This is a genomic window from Pseudanabaena sp. 'Roaring Creek', from assembly GCF_001402795.1.
GTDB lineage: Bacteria > Cyanobacteriota > Cyanobacteriia > Pseudanabaenales > Pseudanabaenaceae > Pseudanabaena.
In genome coordinates this window covers 1-20,799 of the sequence record NZ_LIRE01000108.1, presented here as the reverse complement: position 1 = coordinate 20,799, position 20,799 = coordinate 1, and the positions used below count along the sequence as shown (strand labels likewise).

The window sequence follows — 20,799 nt, the reverse complement described above, 5'->3', positions numbered from 1 at the left end:
TATAGCAGTAGCCAGTTATGTTAGGACAAAAACAAAACCCAGAAGAGTGTTGCGGCGCTTTGCGCCGCAACACTCTTCTGGGTTTATAGCTATATAAGTACTTTTGCAAAATAAATTACGGAAACCTGTAAAGTTGCCCCCCCCGCAGGGGCTCAACTTTACAGGTTTGGATCTGTAATTAATTATGCCTAGCTACTTAACGAGTTTAGGTTTGATGCCATAAATCATCTAATATATTCTCTACACTCAAACTAAAGCTCTTCTATACGAGGTTTTGACTCCTGATGAGTCTGTCATTAAGCAGTAAATACATCAGTGCCGATGTTCAGCATTACCTAGAGCTATTGCAGGTTCTAGTGAGCCGTAACCTCAAGGTACGTTACCGAGGGTCGTTTTTAGGAATATATTGGTCACTGCTCAACCCTTTGATCATGACTGGTTTATATACTGCTATTTTTGGGGCAACCTTTGCTAAGTACTACGACAACTCTCTCATCAACTATGTTTTGGCAGCTTTGACAGGCTTGATTGTCATCAACTTTTTCTCAGCCTCCACCTCCCAAGCCTTAAGTAGTGTGGTTGGAAATGGTGCATTACTTAACAAAATTCGCCTACCTGTAAGCGTTTTTCCCGTTTCCATGATTACTGCTAATATATTTCAGTTTGTGATGGGGACTTATCCCTTACTAGCGATCGTCGCGCTGATAAAGTCTCATAGCTTAGTTAATGTATTTGCGATACTTTTGCCTTTTATTGCTTTAGTCATGTTTTGTGTGGGGATCGGTTTTTTTGTCAGTTCCCTTTATGTTTTCTTTCGGGATTTACCTTATTTTTATGAGCTTGTGGTATTCATGCTCTGGATTAGCAGCCCTGTATTTTATCCAGCTGCGATCGTACCCAATTCGGTCAAGCCTTTTTTAAGTATTAATCCGCTATCCCCTATTATCGAGAGTCTACGGCAAATTACTCTTTCTGGAAATTTGCCAGACTTTATGATGATTGCTAGTGCTTTGTTGAGTGGTACGATTTTCGCGATTTTGGGCTGGGCATATTTTCACCAATCGCGATCGCAGTTTATGGATTTACTATAGATGACTGAAGAAGCAATTAGATTAGAGCAAATATCTCTGTGGCGTAGGACTCAAGAGGAATTTTCCTATGACTTAAAGAAAACGGTTTTATCTTTTTTTGAGGGAAAATATCGCCAACCAGCGAAGAAGCTAGTGTTGGATAAAATTGACTTGGTTGTGGAAAAGGGCGAGAAGATTGGCATCGTTGGTAGCAATGGTGCTGGTAAATCCACACTTTTAAAGGTGATTTCAGGAATATTACAGCCTACCACTGGTAAGGTGCGAGTCCGAGGAAAGATTGCCCCTTTGATTGAATTGGGTGCAGGTTTTGACTCGGAAATTTCAGTTATCGACAATATTTTGTTGTACGGGGTGTTGTTAGGCTTTTCTAGAGCAGAAATGAAAGAACGAAGCGATTCGATTCTTGACTTTGCCGAGCTAGAAGATTATCGGTATGTGCCTGTTAAGGGATTATCTTCGGGGATGGTGGCTCGCTTAGGCTTTGCGATCGCTACAGATGTAAAACCAGATATTTTGATCCTAGATGAAGTGTTGTCCGTAGGAGACGAGAGTTTTAGGAATAAATGTCAAAAACGCATGGATAGATTTTGGGATTCTCACGTTACTATAATAGTTGTTTCTCATTCAATGGAATTTATTAAGCAGTCTTGTAACAAAGCAGTTTGGCTTAATAAAGGCAGAATAGAGCTAATCGGAGAATCAGAAAAAGTAGCCAACTCTTATATTCAACGCGTTACTTAAATTGGATAGTAACGCATCAAAACCCCAAAGATGGCGGCGCTTCGCGCCGCCATCTTTGGGGTTTGGGATAACTTGGTATAAAAGCTAAGTGGATTGGCTGATTAATTTTTTGATCACATCATCAATTTGCGTGACGGATTGCATTACATCTGTTGCGCGTCGAGCTAATTCTATGGCTTTGCGCGATTTCTCTTGATAAAAGCTCGAATCGTTAGCTAACTTGATTGCCCTAGCTAAATATTCATCAGGATCTTTAGCTAGCAGATCTGGATCTCTTTCATCAAGTAGTAACCTACCAAAATCATCCGCATAAAGAGCCACAATTGGTTTCCCATGAATAGCGACCTCACGACAGGCATTACCACCAATGAAAGGGAATGTATCTAGAAAAACATCAATGACTCTTCCATAGATATTTAAATCAACATTGTAGTGAAGGAAAGTTACTCTTCCCTGTAAGTTCTTATCATTTAAAAACTCGTAAATTAGTGTAGGATCTCCAGTTCCTACAATTAACAAATGAGCATTAGGGACTGCTTCTAAAAGACTACGAGCGATATCTAGATAGGCTGGAGTGATTTTAATTAGTCTAGTAAAAACAGCAAAAAGAAAACTATTTTCTGGGAATAAATTTCGGGCTTCATCAAGAGCTGTTTGGGAACATCCTTTTGTTAATGTAATTTCTTCCTGCATTGGCATTAAATAACTACATTTATCCTGCGGAACCCCAAAACCATGTTGATAATCTTTAGCACATAAAAACACCCAATCCAACTCAGGAATACTCCAATAGGGATAGCCCAATTCTAACCAGAACTGCAAAGGTGCAGCACGATGTAAAAAGAGATAGGTCGCAATACTAGAGGAAACATCGGTAATTAAGACATCAATTTGATCGTCTTTAAGTTGATTGATAATCAGATCCAAGGATGGATAATTATCCTGTTGCGGTAAGGATCGGATCGTAATATCTGTATTCTCAAAAGATTTAATAAATTTATCCGAAACCCACTGCACGCAATAAATAAAAATCTTTCGCTCAGGTAAGTGAGAATGCCCTTTAGTTAAAGACATGATTATGGGGGCGATGGCATTACCGCGATCGAAATGAGCATAATGGCATATATAAGCAATATTTAAAGGTACGTCGATTCGTAGCTTTCGGTAATTTGATTGGATAAGAGGAGAGGTAATGTTTTTCCTAATATATTGGGAAAAGGGGCGAACACCAACCATATCAAATGGTTTCATGTCTTCAAGACATGTTGCGCCACACCAATAAAGTCCATACAAAGCTTCATAGATTTTAAATGCCATTTCAGGCTGTACGTCTTGATGGTTGAGAATTCTATAGAAATGCGTAGCAAGCAGGGCAGCAATTAATTTGGCTTGACGGTGCTGTAATGTAATTAAAGTAATAAATATTTTGTGAATAATCTCAACTTGAGTCGATAACTCCATCTCAAGTAGAGAATGGTTTGATAGAATCAAAAAAGATGTTCTTAACGCATTGTTGTAGAGAATTTGTAAAGATTTTGGAGATAAAGAGCTGTTTAAACCAAAGCTTTCTAGCTGTTGTCGATTGTAATCAAGGTTTTCTTTGGTATCAAGCCACTGAGAAGATCTCAATAAATTTTGAGAAGCTAGAGCTTGTTCTTTTGAATTTTGAATTTCATTCTCTAAAAATATAAATGAAGAATATCTAATGACCTTAAGATTCAGTTTTGATAAGATTTTATTAGCCGAGATTCCAACATGATTAATAATGATATTTAACATAATATATAAGCCGAAAGAAATTACAAGGAAAGTTAACAGAAAACTCAGTTGCCTTAATGCTATTGTCTTGATGTAATATTTAAGTCGTGGTAGCTTTGACAGCAATAATATTCGGACTCTGGCTTGTCAAAAAACTTTTTGCTTCTTTTCCTACATTCGCAATTAAATCTAGGATCGAAACATTACCGATGAAATCACCCCAAAGTTGTGGATAGGGAAGGTAATCATAGGACTTATATTCTAAACCTATTCCATTTTCGCGAAATAAATTCTCATCTAAATAATCCTTTGCAATTTGACCTGACAAATATGATGTTGCATTAACTTTTTTAAGTAATTGGAGTATTCTCTCTGTTTTATTTGCTGTGGCAGAATAATCACGCGCCATCACGATTGGAGTTGTAATATTGAGATAGGAGCAAATAGATTTGATCAACCGTACATTTAAGTCACTTAATTTAATATCATCTACTGATATTGCGCTTTCCCACAAACAAACAACATCATGAAAAAAATTCGCTGCTTTAAGCGATCTTTCAATTAAAATACGATGTTTGGTTTGCCATGATTGATTAGGAGAACTAATTAATACCTGATCGATATCAAGTTGATAGGGCTTTGACTGGACAGGAACAGTCAACCAATGAAGTCCAGAGTCGGTTTTTAATTGATTTCGATTTCGCCAACTTCTCCCCATTGGATATTGAATGTCATCAAAAACAATAAATAGATCTACGCTGTCAATAAAATCAAAATATCCTCGCCAAGGAATATAGTTAGACTGTATTATTCCTACCTTCACATCAAAAGACCTTTTATTTAGCTAATTATTTTCTTGCGAGCCACAAAAAATTTTCTAGTCATTTGTTGACCTAATTCGTAATTTGGGTTATTTATAACTAAATCAACAATTGCTTGATTAACACCATCATAGTAAGAAAAAGCATCATCAAAACATATCCATCCACCTTCAACTAAAAATTTTTCTGTGTTTTCAATGTCTTTACAAACTGCCTGATAACTATGATCTCCATCAATAAAGATTAGTTTACATTTAAAATCTTGATATTCATGACGAATGGATTCAAGAAAATCCGTTGAATCTCCTCGATAAGTTTTGACAGTATCTACCAACTGGCATTGGGTAATAGTTTCATTAAAGTAATCTAAAATACTACTATGTTTTTCGTATAGAGGGGCAATATCTTTTTCAAAGGGAGCTTTCCAGACGGTTTGCTCTTGATAAGCTCCGTAGGATTTATTCGCCAAGTTTACTTTGAATGAATAGCTCCCATCCTCATTCTCATGCCAATCACTTTTATTTGGGAAGAGATCGATACAAAAAACTTTGGTATTCCCAATCAACTTAGCTGCCATTCCTAAAACCGAACTAGATCGTCCACACCAAGAGCCAATTTCAACAATATCTCCCTCTAAACCAGCTGTTAAATATACCAAATTAAAAAGTGTGTATAGTTGATCGATAGGAGACCATCCAGGAATGTTAGCTACTACTTGTTCGATTTGAGTGATGATTGGAGTTGTGATGTTAGTCATTATTAATTACTATTCTAAATCTTTGAATTCCTCAATCATATCAGCATAACTACGACCTTCATGGGGCCATCGCGTGCTCTTCCAATCAGGGCATTGACCGCAAAAAGAGTGCTGAGAATAATTATTACTTAAATGGGCAGCCCGAAGCTTCTGATAGAACTCTCCTTGCCAAGTTTCATAAATGCTGGTAGTACGGTAGTCAGCTATATAGGAGCCATGAACCCAATCAGAAGGGCAAAAGGATAAATCTCCTCTTGCATTGAGAACAATTCTTTCCCAAGGATATAGGCAAGGTCTGCGTAATTCTTTATCATTTTCTGCTGTTCGGACATTTGCTAATTCGGTTTTAGCTCCAGAACAAGAATGAAGTCTACGAATCACAACATAATCTGCTCCTCGATCTTGCCAGAATTGATGAAAATCTTGAGTTTCATGACTATTTAAAGGTTGCTCAACGTAGGAGACTACAACTTTTGTTGAAGCGTTTGCTTGATTAGAGAGTTCTATTAGCTTGATAACGTTACTACGGGTAATATTCAGGTTGCCGTTAACCCGTATTTGGGAGTATGTCTCAGGGCTAAAGGCATCAATACTAATATCAATGACATCAACTCCAATTTCTAACAACCTTTCAATCCGTCTTTCCGTCATTAAAGTTCCATTGGTGGTTAACGTCACCATGACACCTGAATTTTGCTTAGCATAATCAAGCATTTCATAGATATCTGGATGGGTTAACGGTTCTCCATTACTAGCATAACGAATGTATTGAGTAACATCTTGACCATGTTCTCGCACCTCATCCACAAGTTTGGCATTTAGGTCAAGCGTTAAAGATCGACCATCATAATGATGAGATTTCTTGAAATCGGGGTGAGGGCAATGAATGCAAGCGAGATTACAAACTTCTGTTGCATCGACAAGTAACTGAGAAGGAAAATTTGCGCTCAAACGATCATAAAAACCATATTGAGGTTGATGAATAGATAGAGTAGAAGTGGAGTTTGTCATTGCTTATCACTATCAATTTTTACTGGTTTGGTTTTCTAGTAGATTTTAAGCATTAATCAAGCATCAATACTGTTGAACTATTGTTCTTTATAGTTGCGTAGACCCGAAATACTGGTTGTAAACATAACCTATTTGTTCTGATGTTGGGATGACTCACTCAGTATTTAAAATAACTTTTGTACATAGTAGTTTGTCAAGATGACTTACCTGTACTTTAGACCTCTACTTTACTTAATAAATCCTGAAGTTGCTCAACCACATAAGATGCATCAACTATATTCATTTTAGCGCTAATAGGTAGAGTCAGGATATGAGAACAGATAGTTTCTGTAAAAGGTAGTGAAGCCTTGTTGGTTTTCGCATATAGGGGCATTTTATGAAGGGGTGGATAATGGATACTAGCTCCAATATTTCGCTCTCTTAATTCTAATAAAATATTGTCCCGTGAAAGAAAGCTTGGTAATTGAATGAGGAATAAGTGTCTTGCATGAAAGGGGTTAACAACATGCTGCTGAAATATTAATTGGGGATGGGAAATTTTAAGATGTTCGTAATAATATTGGGCAATCTCCAAACGTGTTTGGGCAAATTCAGATTGTCTTTTTAGTTGGACTCGACCAATACAAGCTTGGAGATCAGTATAGTTCATTTTATAGCCTAGTTCAGTCAATTCGGCTTGGATCATTACCTTAGGATGTGTAAACCTTTTCCAAGCATTAATAGGCATTCCATGTTGCCGAAGAGATTTTAGGCGATCTGTAAGTTCCTCATCAAATAAAGCGATCGCTCCACCTTCACCAGTCGAAAGATTTTTGTTTGCATAAAAACTAAAACAAGTTAAGTTCCCTGATGAACCAACGGGTTTTCCATTGGGGTAATTGGATCCAAGGGCATGAGCTGCATCTTCAACAACGGACACTCCCTCTGGTATAATGGCATGGATTTTTTCCATGTCTTGCGCCAGTCCTCCTAGATGTACAACTATTACAGCCTTTGTTTTGGGTGTTAATTTTTGTTGGATCGATTCTGGGGTTACACAGTAGGTTTCTGGATCTACATCACAAAATACTGGAGTAGCTCCTAAATACAGTGCTACATTAGCTGTACTACACCAAGTTAAACTGGGACAGATTACCTCGTCTCCAGCCTTAACCCCCAGTACCAACAGAGACAAAAATAAAGCCGCTGTGCAAGAGCTAACTGTTACTACATGTTTCGCTGCTAAACACTCAGCTAACTCTTCTTCAAAAGCGTTGGTTTGCGCCCCCATACCGATCCATCCAGAATTTAATACTTCAGAGATAGCTGCTACTTCCTGCTCTGAGAAGTTAGGCTTGCCAAAAGGTAGATAATCTTTACGAAACATAGGTTAGACGATTAATTCAAAATTAAATTTAACTGAAATTGCATTGGGTTCGCAAAAAAAATTACGCAAACTGTAGCTTACAGAAACTGAATAGCGTTGACTCTAAAGCATAGTTGTAAATATGGCTAACTTGATATTTGGTCAAGTTATTCCATATATATCAGGTTTAACAGGAGTTTAAACACCTTTCATGGTATCGTAAATACTAGCAGAATTAGTTCAGTAATTCTCATGATAAAATTTAATTGCTGTCATACTATCTTGCATAGAAGAAATCACGATTACTCTCAAACATAAAATCACTTAGGTTCTATATAAGTAGTTGTTTGATGAGAATGATGATAATTTTTTAAGAACTTTGGGGAATGAAAAATAGTATTTAAAGGTAGTGTTGAATAGAAGAATAGTCTGAAATATAATCCTATTTTTCTATGTCTTTAGATGTCTAAGGTAAACAGACCTAGATATTATGTAGTTCTAACGTGAGTTCAGGATAATTTGAAACGGGCTTTGAGAACTTGCTAGCTTAAACCGAACTCACGTTAGTTCTAGTAGATGATATATCATTAAAACTGTATTTTGGAAAAACTTAGAAAGCTACAGGCTACAAATGCTTTAATATCTGTATGCAAATAATTAGTATCATTAGGAAAGACATATTTGATGCTTAAGTCTCAAAAAGAAATTGTTGTAATTGGTGGTGGAATTGTTGGCTTAGCTACTGCATATAAGTTATGTCAATCTCAACACTATAACAAAGTTACTGTGTTAGAAAAGGAGGATGTACTTGGGAGTCATCAAACAGGTAACAACAGTGGTGTACTTCATGCAGGGCTATATTACAAGCCAGGCTCGTCAAAGGCGAAATTAGCTGTGAGGGGCATTCAGCAAATGATTGAATTTTGTGAGGACAATGAAATTCCTCATGAAATTTGCGGGAAATTGGTAATTGCTTGTGACGATCAAGAGCTAGCAAGGCTTCATAATTTATTTGAGCGAGGTCAGCAAAATGGGCTTTTAGGTTTGAAGCAACTAAATCAAGAGCAGTTGAGAGAAATTGAGCCTCATGCTGCTGGTATTGCCGCAATTCATGTACCACAAGAAGGTATAGTTGATTACAGAAGAGTTGTTGATACTATTGCTTCAAAGTTGCAGAATAACGGTGGAAATGTTGTTACATCAGCAAAAGTAACCAAGCTCAGACAGTTAAATAATAAATGGATTATAAGTACGCTTAATGGGGTGTTTGAGGCAGATATTATAATTAATTGTGCGGGATTATACTGCGATCGCATTAGTGAATTAGCTGGGGAAAAACGAGAAACAAGGATCGTTCCATTTCGAGGTGAGTACTATAAGATTAAAACCGATCGCCAATTTCTTGTAAAAAACTTGATTTATCCCGTTCCCGATCCACAGTTTCCCTTTTTAGGCGTTCACTTTACCCGTCTAATCCATGGTGGGATTGAAGCTGGTCCTAATGCAGTATTGGCATTAGCTCGTGAGGGTTATCGGAAATCACAAATTAATTTGGGTGAACTGTATGATATATTCTCCTACGATGGTTTCTGGCGTTTTTTACAAAAGCACTGGTCAATGAGTTTAGAAGAATTGTTTAGATCGTTCAGTAAAAAGTTATTCTGCCAATCGCTACAAAAACTAGTTCCTGAAATCCAAGAGGGAGACTTAGAAGTTGGTGGCGCAGGTGTAAGAGCACAGGCAATTTTCTCCAATGGAGATCTAGTTCAAGATTTCAATCTAGTATATGGTAATAATGCTTTGCATGTCCTGAATGCACCTAGCCCCGCAGCAACAGCTTCATTAGCAATTGGAGAAGAAATAGCCGCTTACGTGACTAAATATTTCTAAATAATATTTCTAAATAATATTTCTAAATAATATTTCTAAATATTTCATTTCTAAATATTTCTAAAAAGCAACTCAAGTCCAGATTTAAATTAAGTAAAGAGATTTAAATGAAAATATTGATCACTGGAGGAGCGGGTTATATAGGCTCGATCCTAACCCCTACTCTATTAGCTAAAGGGTACGAAGTTACTGTATTAGACAATTTCATGTTCCACCAAAGCAGTCTAGCTGACTGCTGTCAATACGACGGATTTCAAGTGGTTCGTGGTGATTGTCGTGATGAAAGAATTATTAAAGACCTTCTAAAAGATAGTGACATTATTATCCCTCTAGCAGCCCTTGTAGGAGCACCGCTTTGTAAAAATGATGCGATCGGGACTCAGACCACCAATCTTGATGCTGTAAAAACGATTTGTCAAATAGCTAGCAAAGATCAAAGAATCCTTATGCCAGTAACCAATAGTGGCTATGGAATTGGTGAGCCTGGAAAGTTATGTACAGAAGAAACCCCACTACGACCAATTTCACTTTACGGAGTTACTAAGGTAGAAGCCGAAAAAGTTGTCCTAGAGCGAGAAAATAGTCTTACTTTTAGATTGGCAACGGTTTTTGGGATGTCACCACGGATGAGGACTGACTTACTCGTAAATGATTTTGTCTATCGGGCTGTCCATGATAGAGCTGTACTAGTCTTTGAAGGTCACTTTAAGCGCAACTATATTCATATTCGTGATGTAGCTAATGTGTTTTTGCATGGCATTGAAAATTTTGAACAAATGCGTGGTAAGCCCTATAACGTGGGTTTAGATGATGCTAATTTATCAAAGTTAGAACTGTGCGCTGAGATTAATAAACACTTACCTTCTTTTGTCTATTTAGAAGCTCCAATTGGAGAAGATCCTGATAAGAGAGACTACATTGTTTCTAATGCGCGAATTTTGAGTACAGGATTCAAAACAGAATGGCCTCTAAGTCGAGGAATTAAGGAACTGATTAAAGGCTATACAATCTTGCGTGATAGCTTGTATTCTAATGTCTAATAGTTTAAGGAAATCATTGTCGGTTCTCTCGGATTTTGACTAGAATTAATCGATTTCCTTGTATTATAGCAATCCTAAATGTTTTGTGGAAGCGCACCCAAAGGGGGGGCGCCTCCACAAACCCAAAAATCTACAAATGATTTAGGATTGCTAAGGTTTCTATCTATTTCCTTGAATCAGAAATAAATATACTCGACTTAAAAAACAAGCAGGCTAGTAAATCTATGCTGATATCTCGCGCTCCTGTCCGAATTAGTTTTTTTGGTGGAGGTACTGACTATCCTGAATATTTTCTTCAACATGGAGGAGCTGTATTAGCAACAACAATTGATAAATTTTCTTATGTTACTGTAAGTCCGTTTTTAAGTCATTTGTTTGACTACTCTACGCGGATTTCATACCGTAAGGTCGAGTTAGTTAATAACATCAATGATATTGAACACAATGTTTATCGTGAATGTTTAAAATTTTGTGGTCTTGAAAAAGATATAGAGATACACCATGTAGCTGACTTACCTGCATTTACGGGCTTAGGATCCTCCTCATCTTTCACTGTGTCACTATTACATGCGCTACATAGCTTTAAAGGTGAATTCATCCGCCCAATTGACTTAGCCTATGAAGCAATTTATATAGAGCGTCACTTGCTTAATGACAAAGTGGGCTGTCAAGATCAGGTAATGGCGGCTTTAGGAGGATTTAATCTGGTTGAGTTTAGAACTGAAGAGGATATCCAAGTAAGTCGCCTACCAATATCACCAGAACGTTTAGCAGAGTTTGAAAAACACTTATTTATTGTATTTACAGGCATTAGGCGCAAAGCATCTGATGTTGTCGCGCAGCAATTACAAAAGGTTTCAAGCAATACACAAATACTAAAATCAATGCGATGTATGGTCGATGAAGGTTGGGATATTCTTACTTCAAATCGATCTCTTTCAGAATTTGGTGAGCTTTTACATCAGGCATGGCTTGCAAAGAGAAGTCTCGATGGATGTATATCAAATGCTGAGATTGATAGGGTTTATCAAATTGGCAGAGATGCTGGCGCTTGGGGTGGTAAGCTTTTAGGGGCTGGCGCAGGAGGTTTTATGCTATTTTTTGCCCCATTAGAAAAACATGAAAACCTGAAAAATATATTTACTAACTATCAAGTGCTAGAAGTAAAGAGTAATTCTCTAGGTTCACAAATAATTTTTTCTTAATTACTAAATATTGATTCTTGATCGTTAAACATTAAATATTCAATCATTAAATGTTAGTATTACCACAAAAACAAATGAAAGTTCTGATTGTAGATTTTGACTTATTTAGTAAGATTGGTGGTGGACAAACATTCTATAGAAACTTGATTTCAAAAAATCCCGATATTGACTTTTATTATTTTAGGATTTCCGAGCAAACTTCTGACTGTCAATTAACTAATGCACATACTATTGATTTTCGGGAAAATTATCACATTTCTGATTATTTGGGTTTTCAGGATTTAACACCGCCGCAGTGGATCTATGAAGCATTTATAAAGGCTAACAATATTGCCTCTTCAGTGTCTGGGAGGAAGTTTGATGTTGTGGATATTCCAGACTACGAGCAAATGGGGACAATGCTTAGACCTGCTTTCAAACATCATAATGTAGATGTTGAAAGAATTGTACTATCAATGCATGGAAACATATCTACATCAATCCGTTTGGATTGGTTCAATGGAGGTGTCACAAATCAAGCCCTAGTTTCACAAGAAAAACTTCAATATGGTGTGGTTGATATTCGCTATGGCATTAGCAAAACCTATCTGGAAGAATGGAAGCATTCATCGGATTTATTATCCCATTATTTAAATCCTCTATCTGTTATATCACTACCTAAGCCTCAATGTGCTAGGCCTTCTGCAAACAAGCCCAACCTAAATTTTGTTGGGCGAACAGAAAAACGTAAAGGACCAGATGCCTTTATTGACATTGCTTGGTGGCTTCCTCGCTCTGCGTATAATCAAGCTAATATTATTGGTTCAGACAGCTTTAATTCTGATGGGGATGCTAGTTCTAGATTCTTTCTAGATAAAATGGTCAGCAACAGAATGAAGAGTGAAATCTCATTGCTATCAGCGATGAGTTACGGAGAGCTAGAACAAAAAGTGTTCTCCACTAGATCCTTAACCATTCTACCATCAAAATATGACACTTTGAACTTAACTGCGATTGAGTCTCTGTTCTCTGGATGTCCGACAGCTATTGGTTCTGGGGCAGGAGTGATTAGGTTCTTGAAAGAAAATTTTGCCAATGTTCCATTTGTTACAATTGACGTAAATAACATTTATTCAAGCATTCCACATATATATTCAGTTTTAGAAGATTATGATGATTATCGTTATCAACTTTTAGAGTCTTTGTCTAGGGTTTCTTTAGAATCAATAGAATCCACACTCGCTGAAATATACTCCAGTGAACCGAGTTATGAAGATTCAGTAAGAGTGAAAATGGAACGTTGGTATTCTTTATTGATGAGAAAAAAAGAAAATAGTGGTTCTGCCATTTCTTATCTGAAAAAATTTCCAATATTAAAACAGGCTTTTAAGAGTATAAAACCTCTTATTAAAGATCCAAAGAGGTTTGTAAAAAATAAACTTCTATCGACGTTAAGCAAAAATAAATATGAAGAGTTCAGAATTCTCGATCAAGGATTGAAATCACTATCATTATTCGATAAGTACAGAAATGTATTTCTTTTGAATGAGGGAAGCAGTGATGATTTGACGCAAAAACTCAAGTTGTGCTGGGAGATTTCTACTGAATGTCGATTTGATCGAGTTCGTGTCTGGAGAGAGATTGCTAGATTAGAGGGAATACGGGGGAATGATGTTGTTTCTGCTACTTATTACATAAGAGCAATGCGTTTATTGGGGAGCGATCGCTTTGGAGATTTGGCGGAAGTTCTCCCTACGCTCAACAATAACGGCTTTGCTAGAGAGGCTCTTGTGGCTGAAGCTATGTATGGAAAACCCTCGATAAGTAATGAGATGGCTAAGTCTATTTTAGATAAAGCGTTATCCGAAAATAAAACCAACTCAAAATGGGAGTATGAATTTATTGACGATCGCCGACAGGCATCCTTTTATAAGGTTTCAATAATTGTATCTCTATACAATGCTGCAAAGAAACTACCACTGTTTTTACAAACTATTAAATATCAAACTTTGATTCAAGTTGGTGTGGTTGAAGTGATTCTCATTGATAGTGGCTCCCCTTCTGACGAATATGGAGCTTTTGTCAAGGCTATGGAAGGTTTGGATATACCAGTAGTTTTTGCGCGAAGTGCTAATCGTGAAACAATCCAAAGTGCTTGGAACCGAGGTATAGCGCTGTCTCGCTCCTCATATTTGACTTTCTTAGGAGTAGACGAAACTATTGTTCCAGAATGCTTGGAAATTCTGGCTGCTGAGTTAGACAAAGATAAAACCCTAGATTGGGTACAAGCAAATAGCCTTGTGACAAATGTTGATACTCAAGGGCGATGGGTAAGTGACATTATGCTCTATGACAGAAGAGATTATAAGCAGGACTTGGTCTACCTAGAAACTTGCTATTTGTCTTGGGTTGGGGCACTCTATCGTCGTTCCATTCACGATCGCTTTGGCTATTATGATGCATCTTTTAATGCCGCTGGAGACACCGAATTTAAGGGACGTATATTGCCGTTCATAAAGACTAAGGCAATACCAAAAACTCTGGGACTTTTCTTGAATTACCCCGACGAGCGTACTACGCAGCATCCTAGAGCTGAGATTGAAGATTTACGTGCTTGGTACTTGCATAGAACCTTATCTGGGATTGAGTATGCATTTGTCAATCGGGATCATCGTGAAGCTGAGCAATTGTTTTATGATTGTCTACGCTATCGAAAGTCATTTTGCGGACATTGGAGCACAGATATTGAGTATGCCTACAACCTAGGTTGTTTTATCCAAAAACATAACCCCGAATCAGCCATCATAAAGTACTTGCCACTGATCAACGAGCTTTTGAGTTCATACCGATCCTTAGACTTGATTTCAAAGCCATCAAAGACATCAACTGTCGCTCAGATTTTTTCGGCAAAGCAATCAATCAAGTCAATAGAAGAGATTTACAGAACCCAAATCAATGCGAATGTTGAACCAGTTTTCCAAATCTTTAATGATAATCGATATGAGCAGCACTCATTTCTATGGTTTACTGATATATAGAAAATTTATAAATCATTAGGTTCAACATTTTAGAGCGATCTTCAATTAAGTATAACAATTGACATATATTATGAAATCTCTTAAGAATTGGCTGAAGAATAAGCTTCGTAAAGCATTAGCTATAGCAGGACTAGAAGAATCGATTCAAAAGCTTCGGGATAATCGGTCTGATGATTCAAAGAATGTTTTTGGGATTTCTTTCTGGTATGAGGGAAACCTCTGGGAGCCCCCTGTTCAAATAGCTTTAAGAGATCTTTGTAAACCTGGAGATGTTGTATTTGATGTTGGGGCAAACTTCGGTGGTCTGACAACAGTAATGTCTCGTATGGTAGGTTCGCGAGGCATTGTATGTTCTTTTGAAGCAAGTCCAAGAATTATTGGGATTTGTCAAAAGAATATAGTTATGAGTGGCTGTAGTAATGTTCAACTTTATAATGTTGCGGTCTACAGCAAGTCAAATGAAACCGTTCCAATCTATTTGGGAGGTCATCTAAATGACAGTATTTACTCTAATAGTGATCAAGAGGTAGCTGCGTTTAATATAGATACGCTATCACTTGATGACTTTGTAGACTTTACCAGCCTAGTTCCAAATTTAATTAAAATGGATATTGAGGGAGCTGAGTTTGATGCGATTATCGGTGCATTAAATACGATCGCGACTGCTCGACCTCATTTAATTTTAGAAACCCAACCCTCAGACACTAGATGCCTTGACTTATTAAGGGATAAGGGATACGTGGCAATTGATTTAAATTCTTATCAGGAAATCAAGACTCCAACAGACTATCCTCAGGGTGTGGGAATTCGCAATAATCTCTATATTCATCAAGACAGGTTGTCAGAAACACCTTATTCCATACCATTTACATTTGTTGAAGTGAAGACCTTAACTGAAGATGATTTTATAAATACATCAGGTAATATGCTTGCTTTAAAGAATCCTCTTAAGCTTGATAAGGGTAGATACATAATTGATTTGGACTTTGTTGCGCAAGGCACGGATAATGAAATGATGTGTGGTGTTAAAGTTCAAGATAAAATCATCTTTAGATACCATGCTTATACCAAGTTGATTGCAGACAGTTATAAAGATTGGGTGATCGATCTATCAAAAACTTGTGAAGCCAATATTTACTTTGAGTTTTTAAATGGCACTTCTGACAAGACTTTTGCGATTAAAAGTGCAAGGGTAATTCGGATTTCTCAGTTTGATAATTTCAAATCAGCACCCTATATATAAACATAAGTAGCTGAGCATAATTAAAATCCAGAATTAAAACCTATAGTGCACGCTGTGCGTGCACTATAGGTTTTTGGGTTTTATATTTAATTAAGCCCACTTACTTATTGGTATTCCTATGGCTGAAATATCTTTTAGATCCATAGAACAGTCAGCTATACGTATAGGAGAATTTATGATAAATAAATACAACATTGGCAAAAAACTAAATTAAACTATAATCTGTTAGTTACAGGGACTTTCTAATATTCTAATAATATTTAGGTATCTCATAGTTTATTCATATTGCTTCATTGGTTGCTAAGGGTAAAACCATTTATGAACTGTCGTGTCTGCGATTCAACTAACTTAGAACTGGCTGTAGATCTTGGTTCTCAGCCTTGGTGCAACCATTTCCTGAAATCAGAGGAAATTGGGAAAGAACCATTCTATCCACTGAGGTTACTCTACTGCCAAGACTGCGAAACAGTTCAGCTAGATTACACCGTAAAAAAAGAAATTATGTTTGGGAATCACACCTATCTATCAGGTGTAACCAAATCTTTGAGCGAACACTTTAAAACAGTTGCTCAAGAAGTAGATAAGCGTTTTTTTGAGGATCTTAAATCTAAATGTGTTTTAGACATCGGTTCTAATGATGGTACTCAACTGCAACATTTTAAGGCTCTAGGCTATGATGTTCTCGGTGTTGAATCTTCAAAAACCACTGCGAAAATTGCTAATGATTCGGGGATTACAACTTTAAATGAGTTTTTCAATCTTGAGCTAGTGCAGCGACTTAACCGCAAGTTTCATATCATCAATGCGGCAGGCGTATTTTTCCATCTTGAGGAGCTTCACTCTGTAAGTGAAGGAATCCGCGAAGCACTTCGAGATGATGGTGTATTTGTCGTACAGTTTCTTTACATGAAGCGCATTGTTGAAAATTTAGCTTTTGATCAGATCTATCACGAACATTTACTTTATTACAACCTCAAAAATATTGAAGTATTGCTCAATCGACATGGTTTAGCGATGTTTGATGCCTACCTTTCACCGATTCATGGCGGCTCGATTGTCGGATTTGTTACCCACAAAGGCAATCGTGAAATTAGCGATCGCCTACAAACTCTCCGTCAGGCAGAGACAGATGCGCGAAGCAATGAATTTGCAACCTATCTGGAATTTGGCGAGCGCATTAAACAGATGAAGTTGCAGAACTTGTCATATCTTGAAGCGGCTAAAAAAGAAGGCAAAAAGATTTTTGGCTTTGGAGCCCCAGTCAAAGGAAATACGATGTTAAATTACTTTGGAGTAGGCACTCAATATCTAGATTGTTTAGTCGAAAAAAATGAATTACGCCGTAATTTATACTCTCCTGGAATGCATATACCGATTGTTATAGAAAAAGAAGTTTTCGATTTGCCCGATATATACTATGTCCTTGCTTGGAATTTCAAGAAAGAAATTCTTGCTAATAATCAACATCTGATTGATAAAGGTATAGAATTCTATTTTCCTGTTAACCCCAAAGAGGTTTAGTTCCATGGAAATATTAGTTACTGGTGCTACTGGATTTTTAGGAACAGCATTATGCGCTCATTTGGAATTGATAGGGCATAAAGTTCATCGGTTAAACTCTAAAAACTGTGACTTAGAAAGATCGGATTCACTACTGCAATTTAATCAAGTTGTCTACGATCAAATTTATCACCTAGCAGCATGGACTCAGGCAGGTGACTTTTGCCTATACCATCCTGGAGAACAATGGATTATTAATCAACGCATAAATACCAATGTTCTTTCTTGGTGGCAGCAATATCAACCACAGGCAAAACTAATAAGTATGGGAACTAGTTGTGCCTACTCCCCAGAATTGCCATTAATAGAAGAAAACTATCTAACGGGAATGCCTATAGATAGCTTGTTTACCTATGCAATGACCAAGCGAATGTTGTATGCAGGGCATCTAGCATTACATAAACAATATGGTTTGAACTATCTTTGTCTAGTTCCTTCGACTCTCTATGGTCCCAGCTACCATACTGATGGACGGCAAATGCACTTTATTTTCGATCTAATTCGGAAAATTATTCGTGCTAAGCTTTACGGTGAAACAGTTACCCTCTGGGGAGATGGCAATCAGCGTAGAGAAATTGTTTACATCGATGATTTTGTCAATATTGCAATACAGCTAGCAAATGACACTAACAATCAAATTATTAATATTGGTGCGGGAGAAGAGTTTTCAATTAGACATTTTGCCAAGCTAATTTGTGAAAATATTGGCTACGACTTTAATTTAGTGCAGTTTGATACTGATCGCTATGTTGGAGCTAAGTCTAAATGCTTAGAAGTCCAAAAATTAAGACACTATATCCCAAATTTAAACCTGACTCCCCTAGAGTTAGGACTAGAGAAAACAATTGAATGGTTTTGGGAACAAAGAACACAACTTGTGCCAGAGCATAATTGAGGAGATAATTTTGAATTACTGGATCGAAGATAAACTCAGCAGAATTACGGAAGCATTTACTAACGATTACTGCCAATCAATTGAAGTAGTTGCAGATGTAATTACTAAATGTTTTCAGAATGGTAATACATTGTTTATCTGTGGTAATGGTGGCTCAGCATCTGATGCGCAGCATATTGCGGCTGAGTTTATTGGTCGCTTTTTATTTGATCGCAAAGGTTTGCCAGCGATCGCGTTAGTATCAAATCCTGCGGTACTTACAGCATGGTCTAACGATCACGAGTTTGAAACGGTCTTTTCCCGTCAGTTAGAAGCATTGGGTAAACCTGGGGATATTTTATGGGTCATTTCTACCTCTGGTAAATCCAAAAATGTAGTTCTAGCTTTAGAAACTGCTAAAAAGATAGGAATACAAACCATAGGAATGACAGGAAATAATGGAGGTATTTTACAATCCCTAACTGATTACAGTCTATTCGTTGAGGCAAATCATACTCCATTGGTTCAAGAGATTCACGTTATTACTTATCATCGTATTTGCGAACAAGTGGAGTTTAATTTATTTCCCAAAACATGAATTCCAAACCCAAAAAATCATCTATCCAATCAGAAAAAGCATTATTTCTAGATAGAGATGGTGTCATAGTTGATTATGTTCCTTACCTAAGTCAGCCTAGTCAAGTCCAAATACCTCAAAAAGCTGGGGAAGCACTAAAAAAATGGCAAGATGCAGGCTATTTACTAATTGTCATCACTAACCAGTCTGGTGTCGGGCGTGGTTATTTCTCTATGGATATGGTTGACTTGATTCATAAACATATTCGTGAAGAATATAGTGCATTTGGGGTGCGATTTGAAGAATTCTTCGTTTGTCCACACCTTCCCTCAATTCAATGTCAATGTCGAAAGCCTTCTCCTAATATGCTTTTTCAAGCATCTCAAAAATACAATATTGATATTGAGCAGTCTTTTTTTGTGGGGGATGCATCTAGTGATATCGAATGTGCTATTAGCGCTGGATGTAATCCCGTACTTTTGCTTACTGGTAGAGGCTCATCTACGTCAAAAATGTTATGTGATAATGACAGAAAAATAGTCTCTATATTTAATAGCCTATCAGAAACAATTGAACTTATTAAAAATTAAACTAATTATCAAAATATGAATAAAAATAATGAGAATAAATTAACACCTATTCTAATTTCAGTTGTTCCTGATTTAGTTGGTGGTCAAGGGCATGTTATTGATTATCATCAAGCAGTTGGTAAAGCCGCTAAATTAATAGGTTATAAACATTTAGTGGCAACTGCTCCCGATGAAATGATTAGCCATTTACCAGATAACTGGAATGCTTGTCTTGATAGCGACAAACTTGAATGGGAAACCTCCACAATATTTAAGATTTTTAAAATAAAAAGTATTTATGACTGGGCAATCCGATTGGCGAAATACTTGCGTCAGGAGGCTATGCCAAATTCAGAATATGGAGTGATTTTTTTGGAAAGATTTGTTATTTCCCATCTGTTAGCAGTCATATTAACTTTATTCCTTGTACCTAGAAATAATTTGTCGGTTTTATTACTTTACCGACGAGATATCCATAATCAGAAAAATCGCTTTGCCTATAAATTTTTAAATAATCTTATTAGATCTATTTTACCTGCAAAGAATTTTCGATTAATTACTGATAGTGAACTTTTAAGTAATTCCCTCTCTAACTATTTCGATATGCCAGTGAATATAGTGCCGATACCTCATACCGAGATTGCATGTGAGGAAGATGTTTTTACTAAGCAAAGCCAGGAAATACTATGCTGGTGGGTGGGTTCCCCTAGAGAGGAAAAAGGGCTAGATATTATTAAATCTTTTGCTTCATCTGCTTGTGAAAATGCCGATCAAATATGCTTGTTAGTTGCTGAAAGTTCGCGAATATCAACAGTTTTGGGTGGTGTAAATGTAAAAACACTTCAAGATTGCCTTACGAGGACAGAATATTTAAAATGGCTAGTAGCTTGTGATGTTTGTCTGATGCCGTATAATTCCTTTGACTATCGAGAAAGAACATCTGGAATATTTGCTGAATGTGTAATTGCAGGGAAGATACCCGTAGTCTCAAGCAATACTTGGATGGCATTTGAACTAGCCAAATATCAACTGGAAGAATTGATAATAGAATGGAGTAATCCTAGTACTACTATGGAGCAAATCATGGGATTTACAAAGGACATAGGTATTAAAGAAAAACTAAATGATATGCAAAAAAAATACAAAGAATTTCATAGTTTGCAAGGATATGCAAATCAAATAAATAGGATACTTAAAAGTTAATCTATGATATCAATGAATTATTTATAAGTTATGCGAATTGAACATTTGATTAGATTTTTGATTAGACATAGCAATCCTAAATGGTTTGTGGAAGCGC

The 20,799-nt window shown here is 36.8% G+C and carries 17 protein-coding genes; 12 read left to right on the top strand and 5 right to left on the bottom strand.

What is annotated here, in order from left to right:
- Positions 1 to 284: 284 nt before the first annotated feature.
- On the top strand, positions 285 to 1,091 hold the full coding sequence (locus tag AC805_RS03570; RefSeq protein ID WP_055074139.1) for an ABC transporter permease: 807 nt from the start codon (positions 285 to 287) through the stop codon (positions 1,089 to 1,091).
- On the top strand, positions 1,092 to 1,832 hold the full coding sequence (locus tag AC805_RS03565; protein WP_055074138.1) for an ABC transporter ATP-binding protein: 741 nt from the start codon (positions 1,092 to 1,094) through the stop codon (positions 1,830 to 1,832).
- A gap of 84 nt (positions 1,833 to 1,916) precedes the next feature.
- Here AC805_RS03565 and AC805_RS03560 read toward each other — a convergent pair whose 3' ends face one another.
- From AC805_RS03560 to AC805_RS03540, 5 genes are all read right to left on the bottom strand, one after another.
- Complete coding sequence (locus AC805_RS03560) at positions 1,917 to 3,611, bottom strand: hypothetical protein (RefSeq protein ID WP_055074137.1); 1,695 nt, start codon at positions 3,609 to 3,611, stop codon at positions 1,917 to 1,919.
- A 79-nt stretch (positions 3,612 to 3,690) separates the two neighbouring features.
- A complete protein-coding gene (locus AC805_RS03555) occupies positions 3,691 to 4,413 on the bottom strand; it encodes a WbqC family protein (RefSeq protein WP_055074136.1) in 723 nt (240 codons plus the stop codon).
- Positions 4,414 to 4,430: 17 nt separating this feature from the next.
- A complete protein-coding gene (locus AC805_RS03550; protein WP_055074135.1) occupies positions 4,431 to 5,168 on the bottom strand; it encodes a class I SAM-dependent methyltransferase in 738 nt (245 codons plus the stop codon).
- Between the two features lie 9 nt (positions 5,169 to 5,177).
- Positions 5,178 to 6,179: a radical SAM/SPASM domain-containing protein gene (locus AC805_RS03545; protein WP_055074134.1), complete on the bottom strand. Its 1,002-nt coding sequence runs from the start codon at positions 6,177 to 6,179 to the stop codon at positions 5,178 to 5,180.
- Between the two features lie 214 nt (positions 6,180 to 6,393).
- The gene (locus tag AC805_RS03540) at positions 6,394 to 7,545 is read right to left on the bottom strand and encodes a DegT/DnrJ/EryC1/StrS aminotransferase family protein (protein WP_055074133.1); all 1,152 of its coding nucleotides are present in this window, start codon (positions 7,543 to 7,545) and stop codon (positions 6,394 to 6,396) included.
- Positions 7,546 to 8,208: 663 nt separating this feature from the next.
- Here AC805_RS03540 and lhgO point away from each other — a divergent pair.
- The 10 genes from lhgO (at position 8,209) to AC805_RS03490 (ending at position 20,702) form a co-directional block, all read left to right on the top strand.
- Positions 8,209 to 9,414, top strand: coding sequence for an L-2-hydroxyglutarate oxidase (gene lhgO / locus AC805_RS03535; RefSeq protein WP_055074132.1), 1,206 nt, complete (start codon positions 8,209 to 8,211; stop codon positions 9,412 to 9,414).
- Positions 9,415 to 9,521: 107 nt separating this feature from the next.
- Positions 9,522 to 10,454, top strand: a complete 933-nt coding sequence (locus tag AC805_RS03530; RefSeq protein WP_055074131.1) for an NAD(P)-dependent oxidoreductase — start codon at positions 9,522 to 9,524, stop codon at positions 10,452 to 10,454.
- Positions 10,455 to 10,678: 224 nt separating this feature from the next.
- The gene (locus AC805_RS03525; RefSeq protein WP_055074130.1) at positions 10,679 to 11,659 is read left to right on the top strand and encodes a GHMP kinase; all 981 of its coding nucleotides are present in this window, start codon (positions 10,679 to 10,681) and stop codon (positions 11,657 to 11,659) included.
- Between the two features lie 74 nt (positions 11,660 to 11,733).
- Complete coding sequence (locus AC805_RS03520) at positions 11,734 to 14,676, top strand: glycosyltransferase (RefSeq protein WP_055074140.1); 2,943 nt, start codon at positions 11,734 to 11,736, stop codon at positions 14,674 to 14,676.
- A gap of 70 nt (positions 14,677 to 14,746) precedes the next feature.
- The gene (locus AC805_RS03515; RefSeq protein WP_055074129.1) at positions 14,747 to 15,919 is read left to right on the top strand and encodes an FkbM family methyltransferase; all 1,173 of its coding nucleotides are present in this window, start codon (positions 14,747 to 14,749) and stop codon (positions 15,917 to 15,919) included.
- A gap of 318 nt (positions 15,920 to 16,237) precedes the next feature.
- The gene (locus tag AC805_RS03510) at positions 16,238 to 17,440 is read left to right on the top strand and encodes a class I SAM-dependent methyltransferase (RefSeq protein WP_055074128.1); all 1,203 of its coding nucleotides are present in this window, start codon (positions 16,238 to 16,240) and stop codon (positions 17,438 to 17,440) included.
- A 4-nt stretch (positions 17,441 to 17,444) separates the two neighbouring features.
- Positions 17,445 to 18,374, top strand: a complete 930-nt coding sequence (locus tag AC805_RS03505; protein WP_055074127.1) for an NAD-dependent epimerase/dehydratase family protein — start codon at positions 17,445 to 17,447, stop codon at positions 18,372 to 18,374.
- A 10-nt stretch (positions 18,375 to 18,384) separates the two neighbouring features.
- Positions 18,385 to 18,951, top strand: a complete 567-nt coding sequence (locus AC805_RS03500; protein ID WP_055074126.1) for an SIS domain-containing protein — start codon at positions 18,385 to 18,387, stop codon at positions 18,949 to 18,951.
- Positions 18,948 to 19,520, top strand: coding sequence for an HAD-IIIA family hydrolase (locus AC805_RS03495; RefSeq protein WP_055074125.1), 573 nt, complete (start codon positions 18,948 to 18,950; stop codon positions 19,518 to 19,520). The genes AC805_RS03500 and AC805_RS03495 overlap by 4 nt, the downstream gene beginning before the upstream one ends.
- 15 nt (positions 19,521 to 19,535) lie before the next feature.
- Entirely contained in the window at positions 19,536 to 20,702 is a 1,167-nt protein-coding gene (locus AC805_RS03490) for a glycosyltransferase (protein ID WP_055074124.1), read from the top strand.
- Positions 20,703 to 20,799 lie beyond the last annotated feature (97 nt).